Raw genomic sequence first — 948 nt, forward strand, 5'->3', positions numbered from 1 at the left:
CTGGCCGGCCGCGAGCGGACGGCTGGCGGCCAGCAGCACGCCCTGCGCGTCGGTCAGCGCGACGATGCCGTCGCGCCCGCTGTCGGTGCCCTGCACGATGCGTTGCAACGCGGCCACCCGCCATTGCGCCTCGACCCAGCCATCGGTGCCCCACGGGACCGCCACGCGCACCACCGCCTCGCCATCGGCCAGGCGCACTGGCGGACTCACGCAGACCCGGTCGCCGCAGCGCGCGCGCGGCATCCATGCGCGCAGTTGCGGATCGCCCGTGCCGCCGAAGCGGCGTTGGCCCTGCACATCCAGCAGGGCCACGTCGCGCAGTTCCGGGTGCCGCGCCTGCAGGCCGTGCAGCGAGGCGGCGATCAGTTCGGGCGCCCGCGCCGGCGTCTCCGCCAGCAGCGCCTGCGCGCTCAGAGCCTCGCCATGCAGCGCCTGGCCGAGATTGTCCAGTTGCAACTGCAGCAGGCGGTCGCTGCCGGTGGCCAGGGCCAGGCTCTGCCGCTGCGCCGCGGCCAGGCGGTTGTGGCGGTCCTGCGCCAGCACCAGCACCAGGCCGGCGGCCAGCAGCATCGCCAGCGCCACGCCCCAGGTCGCGATGGCCCGCAACGGCGCGCGCGTGACGCGCCGCAGGCTGTGCCGAAAGCGACGGTCACGCTTCCTGTCGGCGAGCGGGTTCGGCGGCATCGAAGATTGGGAGTGCGGCGTGGATGCTGGATACAGCGGCCTGGGACCGGCGATCTTGACCGCCCGTGACGCGATGCTGCGTTCAGCGATGCGGATAAATCATTCAGTCCGCTGCGGCCACTGCGCCAGTGCCTGTGTCGTCAGCCCCACCCGTCGGCACGCCCGCGCGGCGATGCCGTCGTGCAGCGCCACCCGGAACAGCGGCGCCACCTGCTGCAGCAACCAGGCCGGCACCGTCGGGCCGGTGCGCTGCAGCCGTGCCTG

1 protein-coding gene is annotated in these 948 nt (G+C 74.1%); it reads right to left on the reverse strand.

Annotated features, from left to right (window positions below):
- On the reverse strand, nucleotides 1–606 hold a 606-nt coding region (locus tag D588_RS25165), incomplete at its 3' end, for a cache domain-containing protein (protein WP_198526784.1).
- Between the last annotated feature and the right edge of the window lie 342 nt (nucleotides 607–948).

This window comes from Xanthomonas sp. SHU 308 (assembly GCF_000364645.1).
Taxonomy (GTDB): Bacteria; Pseudomonadota; Gammaproteobacteria; order Xanthomonadales; family Xanthomonadaceae; genus Xanthomonas_A; species Xanthomonas_A sontii.